The organism is Bradyrhizobium agreste (assembly GCF_016031625.1).
GTDB lineage: Bacteria > Pseudomonadota > Alphaproteobacteria > Rhizobiales > Xanthobacteraceae > Bradyrhizobium > Bradyrhizobium agreste.
Map to the genome: position 1 here is coordinate 341653 of NZ_JACCHP010000001.1, position 21203 is coordinate 362855.

General features: G+C 57.7%; 13 protein-coding genes. 1 reads left to right on the plus strand and 12 read right to left on the minus strand.

Going from position 1 to position 21203, the window contains the following annotated elements; translation table 11 throughout:
• Positions 1 to 593 precede the first annotated feature (593 nt).
• Entirely contained in the window at positions 594 to 1334 is a 741-nt protein-coding gene (locus HZZ13_RS01370; RefSeq protein ID WP_197957880.1) for a glycoside hydrolase family 12 protein, read from the minus strand.
• 962 nt (positions 1335 to 2296) lie between these two features.
• Here HZZ13_RS01370 and HZZ13_RS01375 point away from each other — a divergent pair.
• Positions 2297 to 3616, plus strand: a complete 1320-nt coding sequence (locus HZZ13_RS01375; protein WP_197957881.1) for an MFS transporter — start codon at positions 2297 to 2299, stop codon at positions 3614 to 3616.
• A gap of 1169 nt (positions 3617 to 4785) precedes the next feature.
• Here HZZ13_RS01375 and HZZ13_RS01380 read toward each other — a convergent pair.
• The 11 genes from HZZ13_RS01380 to HZZ13_RS01430 form a co-directional block, all read right to left on the minus strand.
• Positions 4786 to 4992 (minus strand): hypothetical protein, encoded by a 207-nt coding sequence (locus HZZ13_RS01380; RefSeq protein ID WP_197957882.1) that lies wholly within the window; start codon positions 4990 to 4992, stop codon positions 4786 to 4788.
• A 507-nt stretch (positions 4993 to 5499) separates the two neighbouring features.
• Positions 5500 to 7704 (minus strand): T3SS effector XopP-like protein, encoded by a 2205-nt coding sequence (locus HZZ13_RS01385; protein ID WP_197957883.1) that lies wholly within the window; start codon positions 7702 to 7704, stop codon positions 5500 to 5502.
• A 612-nt stretch (positions 7705 to 8316) separates the two neighbouring features.
• Positions 8317 to 8619: a hypothetical protein gene (locus tag HZZ13_RS01390; protein ID WP_246504241.1), complete on the minus strand. Its 303-nt coding sequence runs from the start codon at positions 8617 to 8619 to the stop codon at positions 8317 to 8319.
• A 221-nt stretch (positions 8620 to 8840) separates the two neighbouring features.
• Positions 8841 to 10082 (minus strand): cytochrome P450, encoded by a 1242-nt coding sequence (locus HZZ13_RS01395; protein ID WP_197957884.1) that lies wholly within the window; start codon positions 10080 to 10082, stop codon positions 8841 to 8843.
• A 331-nt stretch (positions 10083 to 10413) separates the two neighbouring features.
• Positions 10414 to 11295, minus strand: coding sequence for a pantoate--beta-alanine ligase (locus HZZ13_RS01400; RefSeq protein ID WP_197957885.1), 882 nt, complete (start codon positions 11293 to 11295; stop codon positions 10414 to 10416).
• Positions 11296 to 11487: 192 nt separating this feature from the next.
• Positions 11488 to 12969, minus strand: a complete 1482-nt coding sequence (locus HZZ13_RS01405; protein WP_197957886.1) for a pentapeptide repeat-containing protein — start codon at positions 12967 to 12969, stop codon at positions 11488 to 11490.
• An 871-nt stretch (positions 12970 to 13840) separates the two neighbouring features.
• Entirely contained in the window at positions 13841 to 15565 is a 1725-nt protein-coding gene (locus HZZ13_RS01410) for a dipeptide ABC transporter ATP-binding protein (RefSeq protein WP_197957887.1), read from the minus strand.
• Positions 15566 to 16429, minus strand: a complete 864-nt coding sequence (locus HZZ13_RS01415) for an ABC transporter permease (protein WP_197957888.1) — start codon at positions 16427 to 16429, stop codon at positions 15566 to 15568. It abuts the gene before it with no gap.
• A complete protein-coding gene (locus HZZ13_RS01420; protein WP_311972581.1) occupies positions 16426 to 17382 on the minus strand; it encodes an ABC transporter permease in 957 nt (318 codons plus the stop codon). Before HZZ13_RS01420 ends, HZZ13_RS01415 begins: the two co-directional genes overlap by 4 nt.
• 4 nt (positions 17383 to 17386) lie before the next feature.
• Complete coding sequence (locus HZZ13_RS01425; RefSeq protein WP_246504242.1) at positions 17387 to 19075, minus strand: ABC transporter substrate-binding protein; 1689 nt, start codon at positions 19073 to 19075, stop codon at positions 17387 to 17389.
• A gap of 43 nt (positions 19076 to 19118) precedes the next feature.
• Positions 19119 to 20459 (minus strand): NtaA/DmoA family FMN-dependent monooxygenase, encoded by a 1341-nt coding sequence (locus HZZ13_RS01430; RefSeq protein ID WP_197957891.1) that lies wholly within the window; start codon positions 20457 to 20459, stop codon positions 19119 to 19121.
• Positions 20460 to 21203 lie beyond the last annotated feature (744 nt).

Here is a 21203-nt window from a genome sequence, read left to right on the forward strand (position 1 = left end):
TCCGACACCCAGAAGGCGTTGATTCTCAGCGGGGAAACAAAGCTGCCAACACCCTCGGCTGCATCAATATGCGGGCGCCCTGACCTGGCACGCAGAGACACAGAAAGCTATGGCCGAGCAATCGACAAATTTGCCGAAGGTGCCGCCAGTTCAGATGGATCGCGAGACGGAGGAACTGACAAGCAAAATCGCGGAACGCGGGAGAGAGGCACGCCGTCAAGCTGCACCCTTACCAGGAGGTCCAGTTCGCGACCCACTACTTGAAGTACTTAAGCAGTGCGACACAGATTCCCGATACGACCGTTGCGCAGCGCCGAGGAAGACGCGACCAGCGCGTTCTTGAAGGCGCCTCCGGATATCAGGCCAGGCCCAGGTCGCCGTAGGCTCCCCCTTTCCTCCACTGAGCAATTTCAACGTAGACCTCAATGTAGGCAACCCGACGCACGAACTGCTCGATCGAACCGCGGCAGTGGGTTTGTGCTAAGGGCCGCAGCACTGAGCCGCTTCGGAAACGCATTGCGTCACGCTGTCGAAGCGGCGAACTACGTGGAGCACGGAGATTACCGCTCTCGGGTTCTATGGCCACAAAGCATTCACTTCGAGGTCACAGCCCAATGGTTGACGTCGAAGTTCAGGCCGCCTGGAGCTGAGGTTATCTCAACACCATATTGGACGCTGCCGACGACTATATCGCCGAAATACTCTTTCGACTTTATCCATTGCAGGATACTCATGATGTCCACGGTCGCTGTATTGGCCTTGGACGTGCGCAGGAACGAGATGACCTTGTGGTTGTTCCAGCCTTCAAACACATTCCAAGTCGTCCCTCCCACGTCGACGCCTGTGTAGACTGGAATCGCGGCTCCCCCCGTGGGGGTGTACTTGTAAGAAATGGGCTTGACATCGCCGCTTCCATCGGGATTCCCGGTGTAATTGGTCCAGAGCATTATCTCATAGGCATTCGAGCGGTCCCAAATGTCGTACGCGAAGTTCCAACGGCCGCGAGCCGGGACGCTCTGATCGAAGCTTGAAGTCAGGGTCTTGATCGCGCTCAGCGGTTTACCAACATTGAACGTCTCGTGGGGATAGCTCTTGATGCCGCCGCTATCAGGATGGTTCGACCACACACTCCATCGATCGACCGCATGTACAGAGATCGTCTGAGGGCCAGCACCTTCGCCATATACGTCGTTATTCCAGGAATAGCCATCAAGCGAATAGGTGCCGTATCGATCACTCGAACTCCAGATCGGCGCTTTCGCGGATGCCGGGAATGGCGCAATCATGGCCACAAAGGGCAGCGCAAGAACGTTTCGCTTCGACAACTCAGACATTCTAAATCTCCGACTGAGATCTGCCCGTCAGCGACGCGGAAGCAAGCAAGAGTGGTGCCAGTGTTCGCGTGCCTCGCGACGGCTTCAAAACGCAGATCAAGCTATCAATGAGACGCGATCGTGCTGCACGAAAGCAAGTCGGCCCGTAATCCGCACGCTCCGTGGGTGGGCAATCTGCTTGCTGAAGGAGACCGGCGCTATTCGTGATTCCGAAAAGCACGGCTGGATGCAGGATCCGCCGATCCATATGCGCGCGAGCGCGCCTTCGATCTAACCCGATTCGATACCCCGCAGAGATTCTCGCCCGAGGAGGCTCTCGCCGAGCTGCGTGACGTTTTGGCTTTGCCCGGCGACACCTGCCCCGATTGCTCCGAAAATTAGACCGCCCTACCGAGCCTGCCACGACGGAGTGGGTTAGACGCTGGAACCCGCGTTCGCTCTTGACGGGCGAGTTAGCTTTGTTTCGATCCCGGCGCGCCGAGCCAAGCCTGAGTTCGGGGCGGCGCCCGCGCCCTTTAAACACGTCGCCGCCCCATGACCCAGCCGACGAGCGGACCATGTCCCGGCTGGAGTCGTCGCCGATCGCTTTTTTCACCGCGGCGATCGCCAGATCAGAGCGGGCGCCACCTGTTCGGCGCCCGCCAATTTTGTCACAAACTCGCCACTGCACAGCAGCGCAGTGCCTGCGGCCGCCCGACAACTGCAGCGGGTTCTCTTATTTCTCTTTGCTGGCAAGGAGCGCGATCAGTTCAAGGGTTGAATGGGGCCCCAAGAGGCAGGCATTCTTATTGCACACGTTATCATGAGCTTCGTCGTGATACGTACAGCTGCAGGTGGACTCGCGCACTGGTGGCTTGCCAGATCCATCAAGGTAGAGACGTGTGCGGAAAGTGTAACGCGATGTGCGCGAGCTACCTGGTCGCAATGTTCGCGCCCGGGATCGTACTCGAGACAGGGCGAGCATGGTCAGGCAATTCACCCAAGAAAAACTGGAGCCGGTCCTCGTTCCGGCAGACGAACGCTTGACAAGCCGCGCCGTGTTGGGCGCAACGATCGGCAATATCCTAGAATTCTACGATTTCGGAACGTATAGCTTTTTCGCGATCCAGATCGGTCAGGCGTTCTTCCCGGCGCGGGACCCTTTCGCCAGCCTTATGCTGTCGCTCGCGACGTTTGGCGCGGGTTTTGTGACCAGACCGATCGGGGCCGTCGTGCTCGGCTCGTACTCGGATCGAATCGGGCGCCGGCCCGCGATGACGGCCAGCTTTGCCATGATGAGCGCGGCGATACTTGTGTTGGCTGTTACGCCTTCGTATGAGACAATAGGAATTGCAGCTCCGTCATTGGCCATTTTTGCACGTTTGCTCCAGGGCTTCGCTCTCGGGGGTGAAGTCGGTCCGACTACTGCCTACTTGATGGAAGCGGCCCCGGCGCAAGCCCGCGGTCTTTCTGTCTCGTTTCAGCCTGCGAGCCAACAGATAGCTGCGACGGCCGGAGCGTTGGTTGGAGAAATACTCTCCCTCACCATGACAAGCGAGGCTCTCAATACGTACGGATGGCGGATCGCGTTTTTGCTCGGTGCCGGTACGCTGCCCTTCGGACTTTGGTTGCGGAGCGCCTTGCCCGAAACCTTGCACCGCCCCGAAGTCCCACCTCCCGTCGACCAGCCTGTAAGGAGGTCGCCTGCCGCTCGCCGCATCATGAGCCTGGGATTCGTCATCTTGGCCAGTTGCACGATTATCACCTACGTCACGGGATATATGACCACCTATGCGCTGAGCACCCTGCAAGTTTCCGCGCCTCTCGCTTTTGCGACCCCGCTCGTCAGCAATACGGTAGGAATTGCTGCCGCACTGCTGGGGGGGTGGCTCGCGGACCGGGCCGGACGCCGTCACACCATGATATGGCCGCAGATCACTGCGTTGCTGATGACCTATCCGGTCTTCTTGTGGATTGCAGAGAGCCGCAGTGCCCTCGCACTTCTTGGAGGCCTCGGCGCCCTCACCCTGATCGGAACGATTCCGTATAGTGCCTTCTATGTGAGTATGACCGAAGGTTTGCCCAAGAACATTCGCGGCGGCGCGTTCGCGACGATTTACGCTTTTGCGATAGCGATCTTCGGGGGCACGGCTCAACCCGTCGTCGCCTGGCTGATCCACGTAACCGGGAACGCGCTGGCTCCGGCCTGGTACATGATTGCCGCTAGCGCGGCCGGGCTCTGTGCCATGCTTATGATGCCTGAAACCGCACCGCCGAAACTTCAGAGCGTTGCGAACAAGTGAAGCTCTTGATAGCGCTGGACGATGTAATCGCGGGTCCCTTCCAGCTATATCGCGGCCGCCTCACACCGTTGGCACCAATGTAGATCGGCCTGAGAGACCGGGAACAGTTGTCTTGATGAAGCATTCGCTTGCACGAAGCCCTGTGTCCAACCGCGCCTTCTTGTTGAATTTGCGTTGGCTAGCAAACTGTTCGTTTCCTCCTGAAGAATGGTCCGCTATAGCTGGGTAGCTTTTCGCCATTCGCTGTCAGCTTTGTTCACTGCTTTGAGTCGGTCTGCGATGTAGCGGAGATATCACCGATCACAGCGTGCAAGTCAGGTTACGAAATAGCATGCCCCTTCGCTCGACAGTGCGCCAGGTGAGTTCAGCCACATCCTGGGATGCGCCAGGCGTTCGATCTGCTCGACCGCGTGAACGCATTTTAAGCCAAATCGATAAACTCGCGAGCCTTGCTCACCGGATTCCCCCCAAACCGGCTCGGCAGCTTTAGCTCCTAAGTAAAGAGAGCAAGTAAGCACCCTTTTTAAGCGACATCCCGGCCCTCTCGCCTACAGGCGTGCGTCAGCGGATAACTTCATCATCCGGACTTCGCGTCGTTCACCCTGCGCGCGTACTCTTTCCTCAGTCATCAGATCGTGGCGCGCGGTCCATCGGACGATAGTTCTAAAGACCTGAAATCGAAACGGTGTGAAGGGCCCATTACAAAAGACGGGTTTGGAGCCATCGGCTGCAAGAGCAGCATGGTACGCGCCGCACAAGAAGGCGTGCCAGATCGATGGTAACAGCGCCAGCTTCAACAGAACTCACAGATACCAACTTCAGCAATTCTCATCGTTAGCTGTAAAACCGAATACCCATTGCCCGGCCACCTGTCTTTTGTAGACTGAGTTATGAGCCTAGCAACAGCGGCTTTGGCGCTGATTGCCTTCCCGGTGCTCTTCGCAACCGAGTTAGCCAATTATATTGGGCAAGAGCTGCGTCAGCAGTGCTCGCCTGACTAGTCTCACCTCGACGTGTGGCCCTGCTCGCGGAATTGTCACCTAAGAGAACACCGAAAATGGCGCGCCTTGCACGTCTGCAGGGCGTGAAGAGGACGCGACCGCTGTCTCCACGAGCGGTCGGTGTAGGAGGCCTCTATCTTCATTCTGTTCTTGGTCTGCTTTCCGTTGTCAGGGCTTCACGCACGCGGGGTCGGTCAAGCAAAAGAAGAGATCGCAGATACCATCCAACGGGTCCTCCTCGCATTCAGGATATGATGTATCGGCTACCTGTACCTTGGCTTCGACCGGTTGCGCGGCAACTTCTGCGACAAAAGTCGGTACCGCCGCCGTCGCAAGCGCGACGACACTCGCAGCTACAAACAGCAATTTTTTCATTCGAGAGTCCTTCTTGTAGGCCCAGCCGTCCTCTAAGATCTATATGACGACCCCGCGATGGTAAAATTGATTTTCGTGATTGGTTCTATCTACGGAATGAATAAGTTTGAACATCTCCGCGGGCTTGATTGAGCCGCGAAGAACAAGCGAAGCCGTTTGTGGTCCGCCCCTCTCTCCGGCTCAACGTCGTCCGCGCATTTCCCGGAGCACTCGCATACTGCGCATTGTACCCCGGACTTCGCTTGCGCGCTGGGACGCAGTGAATTGCACGGGTTCGAGAACGAAGTGCGCTCCCAAGGCCCCAGCGGCACCCTCCGGACGAGATGGACAAGCGAGTTATTGATGGCCGAGAAGGACTACGGCGGCTTTGTTCGGCTGAGCTCTAGGCCAAGCCGCAAGGCTTCGACCGCCCCGAGCACGTGGTGACACTGCGGGACCGGGAGGGTAGCGGCTTTGCGGACTATCTCGCCCGATTGAACCTCACACTGCCGCAAGACGACCAGCTCACTAGATTCCCAGTCGAGCCATCTGCTCCGCATCGGGAAGGAGGGGCCACGGGTAACGACCGTCCGCGGTACTCAACAAGGACCTACAGAACGCAGGGCTGAGCTTGCCGCGGTGGATCACGACATTCTCGTGGCCCTCGGCGGCTCGAGCGCTCTGCCAGTGCTGATTGTAGCCGCGCTGTTCGTCGGACTTCACGTGGCAAGCTGCGAATTCGCGATCGCCCAGCGTTGCCAATTGCCAGGCATGTACCGGCCGCTTGGTATGGATGTGCACCCACATCGGCCTTGGCGTCGCACCACTGCTCAGCGCCATGGGCTGCAGCTTGATTTCGAACAGCGTCCCTGGCTCTCCCTTCAAGGCGCGAGGTGGATCCACTGACGCCAGTTCCCCCGCTTCCCGTAACTGTACAAGGTAGTTTTGCGATGGAAACGCATAGCTCTTCATGCAATCGCTCGTGATTGCTGCCTTTCGCGCGTTGAATGAGTTTGCTTGCCCCTGAACCTCGGACCGCATCCTTTGGAGCCGCACTATCTTTTCGTGCACTTCGGGCACCTGCGCAGCCGTGAGCAGGCCTCGTCGTCGAGGCTCCTCCAGCGCGGCTACACAGGCCTTAATCTCGGAGGACTGCGTCTGCAAGCGCTTGATCACGCGATCCAAGACGTATTCGGCGTCCTCGGGCTTCATCTGCCGCGCTTGCGAGGCGGCGCTTTGCTGAGCCGGCAGATCGAACTGCAGCAGCTCGTCCAATCTCTCAAGTAATCCCGGCAGTGCTTTCCTAGAGGGCGGAGCCTGCCACATCTGGAGGTGATCGGTCGCAGAGGATGACGCTGCTGCCTCCTCCGCCGTGGCGAGTTTCTTTGTACCGAGATCCGAGAGCACAATGACCTTGCCACTCGCGGCCCTGGCGGCATCGGGCCTGACGAGTTGCGGCGCGGGTGGGCTGGCCGTCGAACTCCCCTCGCCTGCGGCTGCCGCGCGCCTTGCTTTGCCCTTTCTGCGCACTTGAGTGCCTTCACCCACCAGGGCAGTGTTTTCTGGCAGCGCAGCCCAAGCCGGCGGTTCAATCGTCACTTCCGTCTTTGGCTGCAATGCCAGCAGCCGCATGACATCGTTCGCCGTCACCCACGCAGCGTCCACGATCTCGCCCAGCAACTGCAACGGAAGGTCAGGTTCCGTTCCAGCCTCCCTCAGGGGGTCAAGCATGCCCCTCAGTTGGGACGCAAATTCCGAAAGCCGTTCCATGACTCCTTCCAGAACGGCGCGGTGCTCGGCGTCGAGCACCGCTCCCCCGCGAACGGCGTCGCCCGTCGAAAGAAATGCCGGAAAAACATCTCCAATAAAGGTCCCGAGCACACGCACCCTCCCGCCCTCGTCCATCAGGACGGCTCGCACGTCTGGTGCTAACGTGCTCGCTTGCGACTCAATCAAGAGCTGCGCGAGGGCGATCCGCGATTGCAGATACATACACTTGGTATTGAGCGCCCAGCCCGTATTGAGCCTGAGTTGGGCCTCTTCCGCCTCGCGCATCTCGGGCGTGCTGCTCGGCAAGTTGGCAGTAGCCGCACAGACTGACTGCATCCGCTCGAAGCGCAACGCCTTCTTTCCCCACCACTCCATGCAGGCACCATACTGGTTCGCGACGCCCGCAATGACGCGGCTGAGCTGGTCGGGCGGAACGGTGTCTTTGACATTGTCGAGCAGGGCTTCTGCTTGCTTTCTCCTGTTCTCAAGTGGGTAAATAATCTGGGTGGCCACTTTGTTACATTGGTTGCCCGCATCCAGCGTGTCATCGCGGAGCCGGCGAGCCTGATCGTCGGGCAGGATACGACGCGCCACACTGGCAGGCAGATTCGCGTAGTACTCCAGAACTGTTGAGCCTGCTTCGACCACTCGATCGATCAGCTCTTGCGCCTGTTGCAAGTTGCAGGGTTGCGTGGCCGCTCGACGGCAAGTTTCAAACTTCTCAAGCAGGCTGTCCATATTTCGCTTTGCTGCCTTGATCTCGTTGCGCGTTGGCGCCGCAACATCTGAAGCCGCGGTTCTGTCTTGAGGCCCAGAGCGCATCCGCTCCACGACGGCATCAAAGGACTGACCGCGTTCCCCAGGGAGGAGACCAGGCTCCAGGCTCGAACGGCTCAATTCCCCGGTGCTGTCCGCTCCCGGCGCCTCCACCTGCGATGGATCAGCTCGGCCAATACCTTTCATACTTCATCTCCGAATTGTCGAGAGTGCGCAGCCTGTCTGGATAGGCCGCCTAGCTGACGACTAGCTGACCAAGAGCATTCATCCGGATGCACAAGAAAGAAGATGTCACCTTGAGTTCCGCTTCCATCGCAGCTCCTCGTGTTACTGAACTAGCCGCATCAGCGCCGATGTGATCAGCTGAGACGTGGCCGGGCCCGACTACCTGCCCGCGAGATGGTCCCGCCCCAATGTCCTGCCTTTATGCAAGCGAACTGGGCCAAGTCATCCCAAACGCTGGAGAGCAGCCAGGAGACCGCTCGCCTCCTAACGCTGAATTGTGGTCAGGAAGAAATGGCCAACGTATATCGATTGGCAGACCTACGACCGCTGGACTCGTCCGCTATCGGTAAGCAGACTTCGACCGAAGAGGTTACTAACCCAGCCACCATACACCCGTTGTGACGAGACGCTGAACGCCGATCAGCAACAACATTTTTCCCCATCCGAATCGAGCAAAATCGACGTTGCCCAAGTGCTCTTCTACATCTCGCCAAGCCGGGCTCCACCAGGCCGTCGATCAACCTCATAGAAAAATGGCAGCGAGCGTACCAATCGCGCCGAACATCAGCCCTATCAGCGAACCGGCTGTCGGCACGTCTCTAAAGAGCAGAAGGGTGAGGTCGGTTCCACTACCAGAATAGCTCCCACCGATATCGCGACAATGATCCAGAAATCCTTCAGATGCATGTAGCCGAGCGCGTATCCGAACACGAGGAGGATGCCACCGAACGATATCAGGAGAAACATCGGCGACAGCATTGCCAGATCACCGCCGGCCTTTCCAAATTGCCGTGATACAATCAACTCGGCGAATATCGAAAGCGCTTCTCCAAGGAAAATCGCTGCGACCGCTACAATCTTCAACATCAATTTCATCGGCCCCTGCGGTTCCGGCCATCCAAGGCAGCCCGGAGAGTCCGCGCGCCACACTATCGCTCCTCACGGACACTTCAAGCATCTGCCCGACTGATGACTAGATCCCGTCATGCAGCAAGCGTTTCGCGTCGATGGAACGATCTTCGCTGCTTCAGAAGCGAAGATGGTAGGACCAGCCCAAGCCAGCCGCGTGCCGGCTGCCAGACCGGCGCGATCAGGGCTTAGGCTGCAATCCGCACGGGGAGAGCGGAATAGCCGTGCACGAAGTTGGACGCAATTCGCTCGGGTTCGCCGACAACCTTGACCTCCAGTCCCGCACCCAAAATCTCTTCCCAGAGGACTCGCAACTGCAGTTCCGCAAGATGTCGACCAAGACAGCGATGGATGCCGAAACCGAACGAGAGATGCTGCCGCACATTCTTGCGGTCGATGACGAAACTGTTGGCGTTCTCAATGATCTCTTCGTCCCGGTTGCCGGAGATGTACCACATGACGACCTTGTCGCCCTTCCTGATCTGTTTCCCACCTACGATGCTATCCGTCGCGGCGGTGCGGCGCATATGTGCGATCGGCGTTTGGTATCGAATAATCTCGGACACGGCGCTCGAGACCAGCTTGGGATTTTGGGTTAGTTTTCGCAGTTCGGAGGGATACTGACTCATGAACAGGAGACCGCCGGTAATCGAGTTGCGCGTGGTGTCATTCCCCCCAACGATCAGCAGAATCAGATTCCCGAGAAACTCACTCGGCTTCATATGGCGGGTGGCGGGCGAGTGCGCCATCAAGGAAATCAGGTCGAGGCGCGGCTCGGTATTGATGCGCTCGTTCCAAAGTCGGGTAAAATAGTCCAGGCACTCGGACAAGATTGCGTTTCGCTTATCCCAGCTGTCGATTTCATGTCCTGCTTTCGGCGTTCCAACAGCTACGTCCGACCAATAGGTCAGGAGTCGCCGATCCTCAAATGGAAAGTCGAACAACGTGGCGAGCATCTGCGTCGTCAACTCGATGGAGACCATCTCCACCCAATTGAAGGCATCATTGCGCGGCAAGCCGTCTAGAATCGCCCTGACCCGAGAGCGGATCAAGCTTTCGAGTTTCGTCAGGTTCTCCGGTCCGACTATCGGACTCACGGTATTGCGCTGCTCGGCGTGCTGGGGAGGTCCCATCTTGATGAAACTCTGGGTCCAGTGCTCGACAGGCACGTCGACAATGGTGACACCTTGCTCTGACGAGAATGCCTTGTGGTTTGTATCTACCGCTACGATATCCCGGTATTTCGTCAGGGACCAATATGGGCCATAAGGGCTTTCTCGACAGTAGTGAACGGGATCTTCCCTTCGCAACCGCTCGAAGCAACTCCATATGCTGTCGTTTTGAAAGCGCTTGGTCTCGCTTACATCGAGACTGCTTAGCGGGATAACACACGCGTCGTCAGCTCTACAATCTTCCAATCGCCTTTTCATATCGTCTCCGCAGATTCTGCTCTCGAGAGCTTACGGATCCAAGGTCGCGATTCACCGTTTCGAGCTGCCGTAGCGTTTGGCTGCGACGGGCCGCTCAAGCAGAGTATCTCAAAGTGCGGCTAGCCGACCCTACCATATCGGGCTGTCCGGATTGGATTGACTTTTCAAGTCGATCTACTCAGTGGATCGTGAGAGCTGCACCGCTGGTGGAACGGTGGCTGTGCCCTGGAGGCAGCGTAAAGCCGAATGCCCAGTCATAAGGTAGCCCCTGCGTTCAGGCGCGGCCGGAATGGCTACTTTTGTCAAGATCACGACATGCATAATCGTCTGGCTAGGACTTTTCAGGCAGATCGATCCAGACATCCGGAGGACCATTCAGGAGTGTATCCTGATCCGGAACGTAGATACTATCGAAGACCCTGAGGCCATGAGCCGTTGCTGCTGCAACAATTATTAAAGGGAGCTGGACCTGCTCCAAGTCTTCGAAGCTATCAGCGCCAACAATGCGAACAAAATCGAGTTTAAACTGTCGGAATCTTATTTGAGATGTAGCCGACGCGACGAGATCCTTGATGCTCGATGCTCCTTGGGCGATCTCTTTCCTCGTACGGTTGAGTGCCGTGAAGAGACACGAAAGCTCATCGAGTTCGGATCGGCTAAATCGTCGCAAGCGCGACGAAATGGGCACTCCGTTCCTGTATCTCACGGTCGGCACAAATCGTATCTCACAATCAAGAAGCAAGTCTGCGACGGCGCGCTTTACCAGGATCGCCTGACCGATATCCTTGAGACCGAAGTAGCTGCGACTTGGTCGCGCATAACAAATCCAGCGGATTGCCCCCGTAACGGCTTCCTTCAAGTACGCCTCAGGGCCATCTAAACGCAAATGATAGTCGCCTTGCGACACGAACGTTCGATAGCCAGGCGGGAACATTTCGGTGTCGTTCGAGGAAATCACGGCGGTTGCTCCCGCACGTAGGGCAAATCCAATATCAGCGTCCAAATCGAAATCGTAGCTCCCGCCCGTTCTAAGCTGGGTCTTGTTCGGGTAGACTGTGACAATCGCGACGTCATTCTCCGATGCCGCTCTTCTGATCAGTTCTGCATGTCCAAGATGCAGCGCGCCCAGAGTGTGTACCGTCCCAATAGTCTGACCTGTTCTCGCCACCTCACGGATGAACGCTTTGCCTGCGGAAAGACATCCCAGATGCATTTTCTTAACTCCAGTATGTTGGACGCCGAAAAAGTGGTCTGATCGGTCGGATCGCAGAAGGTCTGCCCTAGGTGTCGTATTGGCGGCGCACGCCAACGAGCCCCAAAGAGCTTTAACGCCCGCTCACAGTTCGGACCACCGCACCAAGCTGCTCTATGCTCACGGGCAATCCCTTCTGCGTTTCCAAAGCAGTCAGGTTGACCCTTCTCGGCCACGTCTGATCAACGATGAGAATTCAGCCAGATAGCTTGATGGCTCGCGCGGCTGATCACCCTTCAAAGCGGCCTGCAGTCCTGGACATCGGTCTGCAAAGAACGGTGGCTCGAATGTGGTTATCTTGGCGCCCGAGAAGTCGACCTTTACGAAGCTCGCCTGGAATGGCGATATCCCACTCAGATTCGCGTCGCGCAACGACGATTGGTTCATGCGAACGTATGCGACGCGCGTTGCCTCAAGGTTGGTGTCGGCCATTCCCGCGGCGAGATATGCCTGAACGAGATTGGATCCTTCGAGATTTGCGTGGTTCAATGCCATTGATTGCGGGGGATCACCGGTCATCATCGACCTGTAGAGGTAAGCCTGGGATAAGTCTGCATGTTCAAGATCGCAGTCGCGCACAAAGGCACAGCGGCCACGAAAGCCCGTCAATTTGGAGGCTCGCATTGTGCTCTCTGTAATCGAAATGCTTTCGCCTGATGCCCGAGACAGATCCGCTCCATCGAGCTGACAGGAATGAATAGAGGCACCGTCCAACACAGCACCGATTAGGTTCGCGTTGGACAAGCTTACGGACAGAAGCCGCGCCTTCGTCAAGTCTGCCTGCTCAAGCTCCGCACTTGAAAGATTTGACAGGTGAACATCGGCGAATGGAGCGCTCAGGGCTCTCGCTGTAATGCGACCGCTCACCATTGAGAGTCTCAGATACGGAAGATGAGCGCCTTCTAGGGCAAGACCGTCGACCGAGGTGGGACGCACGATCGATAAACAGTCCCCCTTTGACTGGAAGAACGAGCAAGCCGCCAGATGCGCCTTCGTGATCGTGACTTGGCTCAGCTTGGCGAAGCGGAAGGAAGCGGAAGGAAGGAAGCATTCATTGATGGTCGCCCCCTGTAATTCCGCGCCATCAAATACAGCATCACTCGCGTCGCACTGGTAAACGAGAAGTCCGCTGAGCATCGCGTTGTCAAAGCGTGTCCTTTTCATGCTGCAACCGTGAAACAGGCTGCCGGTTGCATCAATTACACTGCGCAGACTGGCATCATCGAAATTGCAGACCTGCGCTGCAATCGCGTGCATATACGCAAAATCGAGCTTGGCCCCGCGGAAACTTGCCCTCTCTAGCCCTGGACAGATAAGGTTCGCCCCAGAAAGGTCTGCCCGATCCAACTTTGCTCCGTAGAGCTGCGCACGATTGAGGGTACAGCGCCGTAACGGGAAATCTGACAGGTCGTGACCGTTAAAGTTCTCCGAGGATAGCTGCAAACCAATCCCAGTCCTTCTGATCGCCTCCTCGGTTCGGCTCCCGACAGCGGCCACCGCGCGCAGCCGATCGGCAGCTCTGCTCCAGTACCGAACAAACTCGCCATCTGATGAAAGTTTGTTTTTCGACTCTGACCAGTGCTCTGCCCCTTCATGCGCGGTGCACTCGCTATGAGCACCGATTGTTTGCGACATGTCGACGATTCCGTATTGCCCGGATTACGAGGGATCTGTTATTGACCTCTTTTTGCGCGTCCTTGGAGTTACGCTATGCGACTTGTGGCGAACTCGTCGGCGAAATGGCGACAAGATGCATCGATGAGGCACCTATTGTGTCGGTGGCCTCCGCAGCCAGCACGCTTGAGCACGTCAGCCGAATTCTCGTCATGCGCCCCCCACTGCCGCTCGCTGCGATTGTTCACTGAGACCGGCAACGCTGGCAACGCAACGGTCGTTTGACAGTGACGATATGTCCAGAAGTTGCGATTTGTCTCGTGGGCTCTCGCAGGCAAATCCACATCGCTCTCCATCAAACTGAATGCGAAAAATTCAACGTCTTGCTTCCATTCAATGGACCACGGCTTGCGGTCAGAAAAGTGATCGTTCATCTAGGGCTGCACTCAGCCCTTACTCGGCATTACCTCATTTTCGATAGCAATGACCGTGCCAGCCGCATCAGTCGCAATTAAGGGCTGAATAGGCGTCATGAAATCGATATTGACGCCGAATGTTTTGAACCTGACAAACACAAGTCTCATTGTCAGAGACCGCACCATGTTCGCAAGGCTATCATGAAAGCGAAAATTCCGAGCTCGTTTGCAAGAGAGCAAGAGCCGCGTGTCCTTGCGGGCGGCAATCGATGACTTGCGATCCGACACTTGCGGATCGCCGACCTCACGGTTAGCGACTGCTCGAACTCGGCTAGCCCTGCTCCGCGCGCCCGCCGGTCCATGTCCTGGTCGAGCAATGAATGAGCGCGCAATCGTCGCCAAATCGGCGCGCAAGTCGAATGCCCACGCGATCGGAGATAAACATTGTTATGACAAAGGATCGAATTCGAAGGCATTCATGCGATGCCCTCTTCGAGGATCGTAGATGATTGACCTATCTCTTGCTCGCGCACAAGACGCGGCATGGCGGCGATAAGACTCTTGGTATATTCAGACAGTGGATTACGAAATATCTCTTCAGTGGGGCCACTATCGACGATTCTTCCCCGGCGCATAACTATGACGCGATCGCTGATATGACGAACAACACTAAGATCATGCGAGATGAAGAGATAACTTATGCCGAGGTGGTCCTTCAAATCGCCGAGCAAGTCCAAGACCTGGGCCTGGATCGAGACGTCGAGCGCCGAAACCGGTTCATCGCAGACGATTACGGCAGGATTTGGTGCGATCGCGCGGGCGATCGCAACGCGCTGGCGCTGACCGCCGGAGAGTTCGAGCGGCCGTCGGTCCAGCAAGGCTTGGGAGAGTCCGACCATATCGAGCAGCTCGATAACGCGCTCCTGCCGCTTGCGCCGCGTCTCAACGTCGCTCGAGAGGCTGTCGGATATGATGCGTCCGACAGTCCAGCGTGGATCAAACGAGCCAAGAGGATCCTGGTAGATGATCGATATGGACCGCCGCCGAGCCCGGCGTTCGCGTTCAGCGAGCGTGGTCCAAGGCCGGCCTGCAAACTGAACGGCCCCCTCGTCAGGCTCGTCGAGCGCCAGGATCATGCGCGCCATCGTTGACTTTCCTGATCCAGATTCACCGACGATGCCCAAAGTCTCGCCGGATCGCAGTTCGAAGGAGACGCCGTCCACGGCCGCCCGCAGAGTGCCATCCGGGCCCTTGAAGTGCTTCACCAGACTTGTCGCTTCGAGCAGGATGGGACGAGATTTCGGCAGCGATTGCACGGGGGGCTGCGTTTGCCGGCCAGGCGAACGCACAATAGTCGATGGTGACAGTCGTGAGCCGCGCGGCCGGCCTGATGGCACGGCGTCCAGCAGCTGGCGGGTGTAGGGGTGTCGCGGATCTTTGAATAACTCGGCGGCGGTGCCGCGTTCGACAACCTCGCCTCGTTGCATGACGAGGATCTCATCCGCCACGCGGGAGACCACTGCCAGATCGTGACTGATCAGGATCAGAGCCTTCCCCCGTTTTTTGGTCTCCTCGAGCAGTGCCAGCACATGAGCTTGCGCGACCACGTCGAGAGCGGTAGTCGGCTCGTCGGCGATAAGGACGCGTGGATCAAGCGCAAGTGCTGCAGCGATGAGAGCCCGTTGACGCTGGCCGCCGGATAATTGATGCGGCAGTTGCTGGGCTTTGGTCTCGGGCTCAGGGACACCGACGAGCTCAAGAAGAGCAATGACCCGCTGCGCGAGTTCCTCGCGTGATGATACCGCACCATGGAGGAGCAAGCCTTCACCGATCTCTTTGCCGATCTGGCGAAGCGGATCAAGCGCGACGAGTGCATCCTGTAATACAAAGCCAATCTCATTGCCGCGAATGCGCCGCCAGCCACGATCGTTAAGGCCGATCAGGTCCGTCCCGTCAAAGCTCAGCTGGCGTGCATGGACATCGGCGTGGCGACCAGCGAGGCCTACGAGAGCCCGGGCAGTTACGCTCTTACCCGAGCCGGACTCACCGACGATCGCAAGGCACCGTCCCGGTCGGAGGGAGAAGGACATACTGCGCACAACCGCTTTCTCCGCGATTTCGCGCCCGAAGGAAACACGCAGCGAGTCGACCGTGAGGAGGTCTGCCTGCTGCGAGACAGGCTTGGGACGAACCTGCGACATTCAGCTTTTTCCTTCCAGACGTGCCTGTATATGGCGCCCGACGATGGTGACGCTGAGGGCAAACGCTGTCACGGCCAGACCGGGTATGATCTCCAGCCACCAGGCGTAGATCACATAATTCCGCCCGGCATTGAGCAGCGCGCCCCATTCAGGGGCCGGGGGAGCGACGCCAAGCCCTAAAAAGGCAAGCGCGGAGGCCCAGATAATGGCCTGACCCACGCCGATCGTCGTCATTGCTGTTAGCGGGTTCATGGCGTTGGGAAGAATATGCCTCCAGACGATACGGGGAAATGGATGGCCCAGCGCCTTGGCGGCTTCCACATACCCTGTTCCTTTGATGGAAAGCATCTGGCCCCTGATCATGCGCGCATAGCCTGGCGCTGTGCCGATTCCAACAGCTATGACTTCAGTCAATACCGACGGCCCAAAAACGGTCACGAACACAAGGGCGAGCAAGAGCGTGGGGATTGCGAAGAGCACGTCGACGATCCTGCTGAGGATGCTGTCGAACACGCCACCAGAAAGTGCGGCGGCGACGCCGAGAATGAGTGCAATGGACATGCTCAGCGCGGTCGCGCCGAGTCCGATGGCAAGCGATTGGCCTGCCCCCTCGAGCAATCGGGAGTAAAGATCCCGGCCTAGTTGATCTGTCCCCAACAAATGGGCGATCGAAGGAGACTGCAACGACGATCTCAAATCAATAGCGAACGGGTCGTGCGTCTGTAGCACCTTTGGCATCACCGCCGCGAGGGCAAAGAAACAAATGATAATAAGCGAGGCAGCAACTCGGACGGGAACATGGCGGGCGAATGCCAGGAGTTCTCTGAGCGGCCGAGACACGGTCACTTCTGCGAGCATGCTCATGTCAACCTAATCCTCGGGTCGAGCATCCGATAAGATAGATCGACAATCAGACTAACAGTGACGAATAGGCCCGCAGAGATCAAAACAGCCCCCGAGACAATCGGAACGTCTCGCGAGGACGTTGCGGCAACAAGAACTCCACCGAGCCCTTGGCGAGCGAAAACGATTTCTATCAAAATCGCCCCTGAAAGAAGCTTGCCGAGCGCCCAGCCTGATAAGGTTACGCCGGGCAATGCAGCATGGCGCAGGACATGGTGAAGCCTGACGCCGAAATCACTCATACCTCGGGTCCGCGCGGACGTAACGAAGGGCTGCTCGAGCACGCGCGTGAACTCGTTCAGAACGACTTGTCCGAAAAAGCCGGACAGTTCGAGAGCCAGAGCAAGTGTTGGGAGAACGAGTCCCATCGGCGAGCTTTCCCCGACAACTGGAAAAATGCGCAAGTTTACCGCGAACACGACGAGCAGAATTGTAGCTAGCCAGTAAGGCGGTGCGGTTGCCAAGAAGATTTGCGCGCCGCTGAGCAGCTTCGACCATATGTTGTCTCTGCCGGCGATCAACAGAGTGGTCAAGATCGCAATAACCCAAGCCATCAGCAGCGCGGCGATCGCCAGAACAATGGTGGGGCCAATCTGTTCTGCGATGATCGCCGCGACGGGTCGATGCTGCTGGTATGATTCACCAAGATCTCCATGCAGGATTCGCAATATGTATTTGCCGTATTGAACGGCAAGCGGTTGATCAAAGCCGTACTTCGCATTGATCGTTGCGAGCTCGGCCGCAGGTGCCGGCCCGACGTCGCCACTCCTCACATTGATGACGATCTGCGCGCGATCGCCGGGCATCAAACACTGAACTAGGAACGTAAATGTTGCTGCAGCCCACACGACGGCCACACCGGATAAAATACGGCGCGCGAACCAAACAAGCGGATTGTGGGATACGACCTTCACGGTATCATTTCTTCTCGTCGAAATGAGCGTCATAGAAGACGGGCTCGCCCACTGACCCGTGGTCCAGCCACACGTCTTTCAGGTGCGGGATGGTGGCCAAAGTCACATCCAGCACCGTAAGGCCAATCACAGGAGCCTCATCCACGATCTTCCGTTCCGCCTGCTGATAGAGGCCGGTACGTTCAGCGCTATTGAAATCCTGCTCCGCCTTTTGGATCAGCTCCCAAAGTTTCGGATCTTGGAAGCGCGATGGATTGAAGCGATTGGGCTCGCCATTCTGGTCCGGCTTCCACGAAATTCGGAATATCTCAGCACCGGGTGCAACCCAATATAGAAGCACGATCTCATAATCGTTGGGCCCTAGGTTTTTTCCGGCGAAGAAATCAGCCGGATTGGTGGGTTGAAGACGTACGTCAAAACCGGCCGCCCTTGCCTGCTGCTGGATAACTTGCAAGGCTTGCTCGCCATCGGGCTTGAGAAACGCGTACGAATAGGAAATGCGCACGATGAGCGGATTGCCGTTCTTAATACGAACGCCGTTAAGGTTGCGCTCAGTCCAACCCGCCTGATCAAGCAGCTGATTGGCTTTCCGAATATCGTACGCATAGGACTGCCCGAGCTCACGCAGGTATTCCGGCGAGCTCTGACTTAGCGCACCGTTGCCTTCAAATGGCAAAGAGCCCAGGAAGGATGTGTCGACCGCGGCCTTCCGGTCAGTAGAATAGGCAAAGGCCTTGCGGACGAGCACGTCGTCAAATGGGGGCCGGGCCGTATACAACGCCAGGCGCAGAGGGGTGCCGCCGGTAACGTGTCGCAGTACTGGAAAGCGGGAATTGGCGTCCTTCCATGCGATAGCCGGCACATCGTATATAGCATCGGTCTCCCCCGTGATCAGCGAGCCGTATCGCACAGTCTGATCTGGCAGAAACTTCCAGCTGATCCCCTCAACGTAAGCCGGCCCCTGATGTTTCGCGGTGGCGGGCGCCGAATTGTAGTCGGGATTGCGGCGGAAGGTGACTTCCCGCCCATGGCGCCACTTGTCGACGATGAATGGACCTGATCCGACAGGGTTCTCGCAATTCACCGCAAGGCCACGTTTGAGTGCCGATGGCGAGAGAATGCCTTGTGAGGATTGGGCGAACACGTTGAGCAAGGGCTGGAAGGGCACCTTCAATGTTACCTGCAAGCTCAGAGGAGCAATTGCCCTTGCCGATTCGAAGCTATCGCCGAGATAAGGAGCGGCAGTCGGGTTGCGAAGATCGGGGTCATTGCTGAGCCATCCGTTGATATTGTCAGCGATGGCCTGCGCATCGAGGGCAGTCCCGTCGGTGAACTTTACATTCGGCTTAATCTCGAATGTGTATACCTTTTTGTCGTCGGAAATGGTCCAAGACTCAGCCAGCCATGGCACAATCTGGCCATCCTCGCTGCGGGCAACCAGATTATCGCTATACTGGCGTTGCAGATACCATTGCTGCACCCATCCTCCGAACAGGCACGCCGGTTCTTGAAAATGCCCGTAACGAATAACGCCGCCTCGCTTGACGTTGCCGGCCGGCGCCTCTTGGGCATGGCCGCTGGGCGCGAACTGTGACAAGCTTTGGAGCACGAACAGGCTAGCCGCGACTTTTCTTCCGCGATGGTTCGACTGGCGGGTGAAACGCCTCGATGATTGCGCATCCGATACAGACATATCCAAGCTCCAGGGCAATGAATGCGGACGGGAGAAAGCAGCGTCAGACCGCTGACGTACCGGCTTTTTTTGCCGGTTCGATGTGGAGGGGAATCCCCAAATGCTCGCGCAATGTCTCCCCCCGATATTCTGTGCGAAATAGACCACGCTTCTGGAGGAGTGGCACGACGTGGTCGACAAAGGCCGCAGTGCCGTCGGCCAGCACGTCCGGAATGATGTTGAAGCCATCGACCGCGCCAGCGCGGAACCAGGCCTCAATCGAATCCGCGATCTGCTCGGGCGCGCCCACGAGCAAGCGGTGGCCAAAAGCTTGGACGCTGCTGATGATCTCGCGGACGGTCCGGCCTTGACGCGCCAGAGTCTCGATCGTGCGATGGTGACCGACAGAAAACGGGACGTTATCTGCATCGGGCAAAATCTCTTCAGGGATGGGGCTTTCCAGGCTGAGTTTCTCGGCTGCAAGGCCCATGCTTCGTGCAAGAGCGGCGATGGCGCGCTCCAGATCGAGCAACGCGTCCAATTGCTCTTTGCGACGAGCTGCCTCTTCTTCGGTTCCGCCGATGCAGGTGACAAGACCTGGCAGGATGAGCGGAGCCGCAGGGCGGCCGAATTGACGAGAGAGATCACGGAGGCGTTCGGCCTCCTGCAGCGCCGTTGTCAAATCCCCGGCTGCCGCAAACACGACATCTGCACTGCGCGCGCCAAGCCGTAATCCGGGATCCGAACCGCCCGCTTGAACGATGACTGGATGACCTTGAGGCGAAGCGGGGTGTGTAAGTGGGCCTCTGATGCCAAAACTATTCGTATCAGGGTCGAGCAGCCGGAATTTTCTCTGATCTGCGTAAACTCCCGCAGCCTGGTCCGCGATGATCATTTCTTCGCTCCAGCTTAGCCAGAGAGCACGGACGGTTTCAACAAAGTCCTCGGCGCGTCTGTAGCGATCCGCTCGTGCGATCTCTTGACCGCCAAAGTTCGCCACCGTCGCGGAGCTCGATGTCGTGACCGCGTTCCACGCGACGCGGCCACCGCTGATGACGTCGAGCGATTGGAAACGCCGGGCGAGATTGTATGGCTCATTGTAGGTTGTCGATGCGGTGGCGATCAGCCCAATCCGCTCCGTTTCGCGGGCAATCACAGTGAGGACCAGCGTAGGTTCGAGCCCGTTGAGCGGCGGCTGGTGCGTAATGTCGGAACTTATCGCGGGGGTATCGGCGAGGAATACGGCATCCAGCAGACCGTGCTCCGCAATTTTCGCAGCCCGGACGTAGTGCTCGATATCGAAAAACGCGCTTGGATTTGTGCCCGGCCAGCGCCACGCGGCAGAGTGACCGCCAGCACCATGGAGATTTAAGCCGATATGGAGCATAGGGTCGATCGAAGACATCACACCCCCGAATGCAGCGGCGGCTTAGCCGCTCGATACGTCTTGACAATTGGATCTTTGCCAGCGGTCTCGGCGACCACCCTGCGCTCTCTCGAAGGCCCGCCCTGAATGCTCGCGAACAGCCATCTTGAGGAGGTTAATAACAAGCCGCTCATTGGTGCGAGAGGGATATCACTAAAGACGCCCTGGCTACCTCTTGGCACCTTCTCGCAGCGGACGAGGCGCAGGAGGCTTTCGACCACGACGCACGCCCAATAGCGCCCAGGTGCGTCCAACTCGATTCCAACGCTGAGCTGCTTCAAAGCGGGCGCCTTCATATTGGTTCTCCATAGCTCATCAAGATGCCCGCCACTTTCGCTGGAAGGCGTTTTGAACGCGTCTTCGCAATCACAAGCGCCTGGACTCCCGCCGCCGGCGCGAGCGCCAGTCACGAAAGGATGTGTAGAGGTTGAACGCAGCCAAACGCAATAGTTGAGTATTCCATTATACTCGCCTCAGTTGGCATCCTCTTCTCTAGCGATGTCTCTATCCTGTTTGTTCAAGAGCCTGATGCCCGATCAGGCTCACGGATGGCAATCGATGCTACGATCGCACCGGCTTCAATTTGCAGGAGGGGCTCGAACCGATCGACCATGAATAGATGCGTTCGAGAACACATCGGACATTCGGCGCCACAGTGTTGATCAGCAGCTTACCTGCCGACTTTGGCAAATAAGAGCAGCCGGCAAGCTTGCGTTCGGAAAC